This is a genomic window from Pseudomonas sp. MF6755, assembly GCF_016405635.1.
Lineage (GTDB): Bacteria > Pseudomonadota > Gammaproteobacteria > Pseudomonadales > Pseudomonadaceae > Aquipseudomonas > Aquipseudomonas haemolytica.
In genome coordinates, this window is sequence record NZ_JAEKDA010000019.1 from 134,011 (window position 1) to 140,780 (window position 6,770).

A 6,770-nucleotide genomic window follows, 5' to 3' on the forward strand; every position below is an offset into this window, starting at 1 on the left:
ACAGCAGACTCCACTCAGGGCTTGAGTTCAAACAGCGCAGGCATCGGCGGCCACGCCGACGGGACTTTGCGGAAGTGGCTGAACCCGGCTGCTTCAGCCATCTGGCGAGCGCGCTTCTCGCCCATGAACGCCCCCAGCCCTGCCCCGCCATGGGACAGCGAGCAAGTCATGCAATAGAGGGTGCTCTGTGGGTACATCACCCGACCGAACAGGTTCATGTTCTCGTGCAGCTCTTCGGACAAGTTGAGCTCTACCATCAGGTAGGTGCCGTCGGCGGCCGTGGCTGCGCGCAGGTCCTTGAGCATTTGCTGAGGGTCGGTGGCATCGTGGATCACCACGAAGGTGGTCACGAAATCGAATTGCTGCCCGCGCAGGGCATCCGAGTCGTTCACCTCGAATTGCACCCGGTCGCCCACTCCGGCCGCCTCGGCGTTGGCCCGCGCCAACTCGATGGAGGGCAAGTGGAAGTCGCAGCCGACAATCCGCGCCTCAGGGTAGGCCTTGGCCATGGTGATCGCTGCCAGCCCCGCACCGCAGCCGAAATCAAGCACGCTGCCGCCGGTCTTGAGTTTCTCTTCGACGCCGTCCAGGGAAGGAATCCAGTGCTGGACCAGGTAGTGTTTGTACCAAGGCATGGTCATGCGTTCCATGCCTTTCCAGGTCTCCAGCGGGAACGCCTCTTCGGCGCAGCCGCCGCCATTGCGAAACGCTTCGATGACCTTGGGCGCCATGCTCACGAACGGCACGCTCAACTGGATAATGCCACCGGCGAAATAAGGCGAGTCTTCATCGGCGAGCACCGGCACGAATTCAGCGGGCATCTGGTAGCGGCGGGTTTGTGCGTCGTAGGTCACATAATTGCCCGTGGCCATGCTGCCCAGCCATTCGCGCAAATAGCGTGCGTTGTAGCCGGTCTTTTGCGCCAGCTCCTCGAGGGTCACCGCTTCGCCGTCGGCCAGGGCCTTGAACAAGCCAAGCTGGTCGCCGATGTAGAGCATGGCGCCGCGCAACGTGTTGCCATAATCCTCCATGATGCGCGCGGAAAACTGTTGGACCTTGGCTTTATCAACTTCCATAACGTTTGACATCTGTCGCTCCTTGATGAAATTGCAAGTCAGTTCAGTGATCAATGATTAGCGGACCGTCAGTTTCGAAAGCACGTTGTCGACGAGGCGGTCGGACATTCCCAGGTGCGTCCTGGGCTCGAACAACCGCGCCAGCGCGCCCGCATTCATGACGGCAACCACCCGTGCATCGGCCTCGATCGCGGTACGGATCGACACGTGATTGCGCTGGCTCGCCTGGGATACTTCGAAGATGATTTCGTAGGCGCTGCTCTTGCCCAGCTTGCGCGCCATTTCGAACACCACCGCTTCGGTGCAGATCGCATCGCCGTAGGCGTGGGCGGTGCACTCCATCTTCTGCACGTTCACGGTGAGCCCATCGATGGTGTCGGTGAGTATCGACAGCGCCATCAGCGCATAGTGGGAAACATCCGCGACCGCACACCATTCCAGACGGGTACCGCGATAATCGCGCTCGTGTTCGAGAATCATCGCGTCCAGTGCGAGCATGACCTGGGCCTTGGCCAGCCGCGCCAAGACCACCACCTGCTCGCAGCCTTCCGGGTTGCGTTTGTGCGGCATGGTGCTGCTGCCGATCTGCTGGTCGCTCCAGCCCACTTCGACTTCAGCGATTTCCCAGCGATTGAGCGTGCGGATCTCATCGGCCACACGTGCCAACGAGGCCGTGACCATCGCCAGGGTGCTGACGAACTCCGCAACACGGTCACGGGACACATGCCACCCCGTCAGGGGCACTTGCAGCGACAGGCGTTGAGCGAAACGCTCGAGCATCGGCATCGCCTCCGGGCCGAACGCTGCCATGGTGCCGACCCCGCCGAACAGCTGCACCACCAGCACGCGCTGGCGCGCCTCGGCCAGGCGCTGGCGATGCCGCAACAGCTCGTCGATCCAGCCGGCGACCTTCAGCCCGAAGGTGGTCGGCAATGCCGGGATAGAGTGAGTTCTGGCGACCATGAGCGAGTCACGGTGCGCATCGGCCAGCGTCGACAGTTTGCCCAGCAAGACTTCCAGGGCCAGGTCCATGGCATCGAGCACGTCGCGCATTTCCAGGGACTGGGCGGTGTCCTGGATGTCCTGGGTGGTGGCGCCGTAGTGCACGTATTCGCGGGCACTCGGGCTGCAGTTCTTCTGCAGGGCGCTCAGCAACGGCATCAGCGAATGGCCGGTGGCAGCTACACCCTCGGCCAGTTGGCGCACATTGATGCCCGACAGCAAGGCGGCTTTTTCGATTTCCAGGGCTGCTTCGCGCGGGATGATATTGACGTCGGCCTGGGCCATGGCCAGCGCGGCCTCCACATCCAGCCAGCGTTGCAGGCGGCAATGGCTGCAGAAGATCTTGCGGCTTTGTGGGCCGGCATAGCCTGAGCCGTGGGTTTTCGAGTCGAGGATGTGGCTGTGTTCATGGCGGCATTGCTCGCCGTCATGATTAAGGCCTGAGTGTTCCGAACGTGCGGTGCAAGAGGCACGGGCTGCCATTTCCAACGTTTGCGAATCCATCACATACCCTCCATCACATGCTGAGACCGACTGGGATTTCCTTGGGTTGATATCTGCGTTTCAAGAACATCGCTTGAAGACCGGGGTATTGCCTTATTCGCCACCAGGTCGACCATCTCCACCGCAAGCCCGGTGTAGGCTGTCGGGTCAAGCAGGTCGTCGAGGGCTTGTCGGGTGAAACAGCCGCGCAGGCGTTGATCGCTGAGCAGCGCGTCGCGAAAAGAACGCCCCTCGGCTTGGGCCATCAGGGCTATTTCGTGGACCAGTTGATGCGCCGTCTGCTTGCCGAACCGTGGTGCCAGCGCGAGCATGATGCGTTCCGACAGGATCAGCCCGCCGAGCAAGTCGAGGTTGCTGCGCATGCGCGTTTCGCGCACGTCCAGCCCGGCCAACAGCACGCCTTCCATACGGGCAAGCAAGGCTCCGGCATAGATAAACAGCTCCGGCAAGGCCGCCCATTCGATACGCCACGTGGTGCCGTCGCGCTCGTGCAACTGAAACGCAGCATCGGTCAGCGCAAGCATCTGCGCGCGAACCAGCCGCGACAGCGCGCTGATCAGATCCACCGTCGACGGGTTCTGCTTGTGGGGCATGGTGCTGCTCCCCACCTGCCCTGCCCGGCGGCCTTCGCGCACTTCATCGATCTCGGTGCGCTGCAGGTGGTAGATCTCATTGGCGACGCGGCCCAGGGTCGCCGAAGCCTGGACCAGCAGCCACGCCGCCTCCAGGATACGGTCGCGAGCGCTGTGCCAACTGCTCAATGGCGCCGCCAGGCCGAGGCCTTCCAGGGTCCGGCGCTGCACTTCCAGACCCTGTGGGCCAAGCGCTGCCAGGGTGCCCACCGCGCCGGTCAGGTTGCCTACCATCACCCGCGCATACGCCTCGTCAAAACGCTCAAGGTGTCGATCAATCTCATCGACCCACACCGCGACCTTGTAGCCGAACGTGGTGGGCAATGCTTGTTGCCCATGGGTCCGGGCGACCATCGGCGTGTGCTTATACCGCAGGGCGAGCGTGAGCAAATGCCCACGGATCCCGCGCAAGCGCTGCACCACCAGGCCCCAGGCATCGCGGACCTGCAGGATCAGCCCGGTGTCGAGGATGTCCTGGGTGGTTACGCCGTAATGCACGTATTCACCCCAACCATCGGCGCACAAGGCCTCCAATGCGCGAATGGTCGGCACCAGAATGTGCCCGGTTTCCATGCTCTCGCGCCCCAAGGCGTCGAGGTCCAGCAACTCCACACTGGCGACGCGGGCGATTTCCCGCGCAGCCTCGTGGGGGATGATGCCCATCTGCGCCTGGGTAGCTGCCAGTGCTGTTTCTACATCGAGCCACTTCTGCACCTGATTGGTATCAGAGAAGATCGCGGCAAATTCCGGGGACGAGTAAGCGCCCCCGTGGATACGGGATTCAGAAATATGACTCGGCATGTCGGGTTACTCGCGTTGTCCTAAGGAGGGCTACTTCACGCGCTGCATTTCTTCCCAGACCGCGTCGTAATAAGCCCTCTCCAGCCGGAAGTGCTCAGCCAGCGACGTGAGGAACGCATTCTGGAACCCGAGGTCCGGGATACGCCGTGAAATCAGCGCCCATTCACGTTTGGCACGTGGCGGCACCAGGCTGATATGCACTTCGTAATACTCTGCGTCATCCTGGCTCAAGCCCGCATTGCGCAAGGCGTTGTACAGCTTGCCGTGATTACCGGGCACTACCAGCTCGGTGATGTAGAACACCGCCAGGCCCCAGCCGACATCCGGGTTGCGGAAGCAGCGTGCGCGGTTGTTCAAGTAGGCGATTTCCTCGGGCATCGTCGAGATGGCCTCGAAATCGGCAGCCAGGCCGACGGCGGCGAGCAGCTTGGCCAACAGTCGCGGATGGGAGCGTTGCTCGTCCTCTTCGCCCAGCTCGCCGTAGAGGTAACGGCCAAGGGCGGCCGCCTCGTCCACGTCGGTCAGGTTGACCAGCAAGTCGGCGGCATCACGGTACAGGCGGTAGGTGCGGAACCATTGGTGACGCAGGAACACCTGCAGTTGCTCGCGGGAGGCTTTGCCCTCGAACACATACTGCGACATCGGGTGATTTTCCCGCGACTGCGCGGCAATCTGTTCTTCCAGGCGTTGCTGGAAACCAGCCTCGGACAGCGGCGATGCCAAATCAGCAGACGGCATGAAACGCTCTTGCACGCTATAGATGGCATTGGCCAGCCAGCGTCGGGTCGAGGCGGTCGCGACGTCATCGCTCAGCGACAGGATGTACAGCAATTGCTGGCACTGCGCCGCGTTCGCGGCGTCGCCCTGCAGGCCCGACTCGCATAAGGCGCGCAGCATATTGGCGGCAATTTCGATGCGATTGAATGTTGCATCGGGCTTCAGCGCTTCGGCCAACAGGCGCGCTTCGGCGGTGTGGATATTCTGCAGTTGCGGCTGCGAGAAATTACGTGGGCTCATCATGTGCTCCATTATTTTTGTTCTGGGTTCGCAGGGTGGTTCAAGCGGACAAGCGCTGTGCCTGCATCTGCTGCCACAGGCTGTCGAAGTAGGCCTTGTTGATTTCGAAGTGACGCTTGAGTGCGCGCATGAACGTGCGTTGGAAGCCGTCATCGCCGGCGAACTTGGCAATCAGCGCCCACATTTCCTCGGTATCGATTTCATCCTGAGTGCCGTGCAGGCGATGGAATTCACTCGGCTGCTCTGGAACGTCCAGGCGCTGCAACAGCTCGTAGATGCGCCGATGGTTGACGCAACTGACAGACTCGACGGCGTAGAGCAACGCAAGCCCCCAGGCGACATCGGTATGACGCACACAGCGAATGCGATTATTCAGGTAGGCCTTTTCCAGGGGATGCAGCGCGGGGAAGTCGATGGCCAGCGGAATATCGAAATACTCCATGAGATGGGCCAGCATCGCCGGGTGTGAACGCTCCGGTGCCTCTGCGCCCGCTTCACCGTAAAGGTTGCGGTAGAACACCGAGGCATCCTCGATGGCCTCGAAGCGAAAGGCCAGTTCGGCCAGCAGGCTGTAGAAGTTGTAGGAGCGGGTCCAGTGGTGTTCCAGGAAGAAGCGCACGTCTTGCACAGGCGGCGTACCTTGGAACAGGTGCACCGACATGGGGTGGTTGACCCGGCTGCGAGCGGCGATTTCAGCGTCGACCAACTGGCGGAACTCATCCACCGGCAGCGCGGTGAAACCCGGCAGGTCGGCGGCAAACTCATCTTCGACGCGGTAAACCTCACTGGCCATCCAACGGCGGGTCGGCTCAGTGCGCGGATCGCCCGGGATGTGCAGTTGCAGCAGGGCTGCCTGGTAGTGCGCGTAGGCGTCGGTATCTCCCGACAGGCCTTGCCGGGTCAGCGCTAGCAGTGCTTCCAGTGCGCGGGTGACCTGGGCGTAGTGGGCGCCGGGTTCCAGGGCATTCACCATCAGCGCCGAGGCTGTGGTGAACAGATTGGAATCCGAACGTTGTAGCAGGGTAGCAGTATCCATTGATAACCCCTTGATTCTTGTTTTTTTTGATTTGGCGTACTCGGAGAAAAGGCTAAAGGTTCCTGTAGTGGCAAGGTCAATACCTGTAGGAAATTTCTTTTTTGTGGGTTGGAGAGAGGTTGTGGGGCGGCCATTTTTGGGAGGGGTTGATTGAGTACATATCCGTTATTTAGGCAACGGCGGCTATGGGCCATCCATGGCCCAGTGCGGCTAACCCGGCGTCCTGCCGGGTTACCCACGGATTCAAGCCTGCGTTCGGCCAGCGTGGTTTAACGGGGCACCTAAGATCAAGATCAAGAGCGACTCGCTTCGCATCGTAGATACGCTGGCGGTGCTTCTGCTTTTCTGTGAGAGCGGGCTTGCCCTGATACCGGTCAGTTAAGTGAACGAAATTCTCAAAGCAGCGAAGATAAAATGTGGGAGCGGCGGTGCGACGATTCGACTTGCTCGCGAAGGCGTCGGCCCAGCAAACATTGAGGTTGACTGACCCACCGCTTTCGCGAGCAAGCCCGCTCCCACAGGGGTACGCGCACGCAGCATCGATCAGGTCGGCTATAAGGCCGCTGTAAGAGCGGAACCAATAGCAGCCGTTACCTAAATAATGGATATACACACGAACCCCAAGTGCAGCGCTTGTGCCTAACGCAGCGCCGCAGCCCCACTGCAAGCCTGCCCCGCCTGCTCACAAATCTCCCACCCACC

5 protein-coding genes are annotated in these 6,770 nt (G+C 61.3%); all 5 read right to left on the bottom strand.

The features are described 5' to 3' along the window. Window positions 1-14 precede the first annotated feature (14 nt). The 5 genes from JFT66_RS23975 to JFT66_RS23995 are packed head-to-tail and all read right to left on the bottom strand — an operon-like array spanning window position 15 to window position 6,068. Window positions 15-1,088, bottom strand: coding sequence for a class I SAM-dependent methyltransferase (locus tag JFT66_RS23975; protein WP_153872163.1), 1,074 nt, complete (start codon window positions 1,086-1,088; stop codon window positions 15-17). A 45-nt stretch (window positions 1,089-1,133) separates the two neighbouring features. After that, window positions 1,134-2,582 (bottom strand): class-II fumarase/aspartase family protein, encoded by a 1,449-nt coding sequence (locus JFT66_RS23980; RefSeq protein ID WP_034119385.1) that lies wholly within the window; start codon window positions 2,580-2,582, stop codon window positions 1,134-1,136. Then, window positions 2,582-4,015, bottom strand: coding sequence for an adenylosuccinate lyase (gene purB / locus JFT66_RS23985; protein ID WP_198860316.1), 1,434 nt, complete (start codon window positions 4,013-4,015; stop codon window positions 2,582-2,584). The genes JFT66_RS23980 and purB overlap by 1 nt, the downstream gene beginning before the upstream one ends. Window positions 4,016-4,045: 30 nt before the next feature. Continuing rightward, the gene (locus tag JFT66_RS23990; protein WP_034119387.1) at window positions 4,046-5,032 is read right to left on the bottom strand and encodes an HOASN domain-containing protein; all 987 of its coding nucleotides are present in this window, start codon (window positions 5,030-5,032) and stop codon (window positions 4,046-4,048) included. Between the two features lie 40 nt (window positions 5,033-5,072). After that, window positions 5,073-6,068: an HOASN domain-containing protein gene (locus tag JFT66_RS23995; RefSeq protein WP_153838311.1), complete on the bottom strand. Its 996-nt coding sequence runs from the start codon at window positions 6,066-6,068 to the stop codon at window positions 5,073-5,075. Window positions 6,069-6,770 lie beyond the last annotated feature (702 nt).

Excerpts from the sequence above, each read along its gene's own strand:
- JFT66_RS23975 (WP_153872163.1), bottom strand. The coding sequence starts at position 1,088 with ATGTCAAACGTTATGGAAGTTGATAAAGCCAAGGTCCAACAGTTTTCC.
- JFT66_RS23980 (WP_034119385.1), bottom strand. The coding sequence starts at position 2,582 with ATGGATTCGCAAACGTTGGAAATGGCAGCCCGTGCCTCTTGCACCGCA.
- purB (WP_198860316.1), bottom strand. The coding sequence starts at position 4,015 with ATGCCGAGTCATATTTCTGAATCCCGTATCCACGGGGGCGCTTACTCG.
- JFT66_RS23990 (WP_034119387.1), bottom strand. The coding sequence starts at position 5,032 with ATGAGCCCACGTAATTTCTCGCAGCCGCAACTGCAGAATATCCACACC.
- JFT66_RS23995 (WP_153838311.1), bottom strand. The coding sequence starts at position 6,068 with ATGGATACTGCTACCCTGCTACAACGTTCGGATTCCAATCTGTTCACC.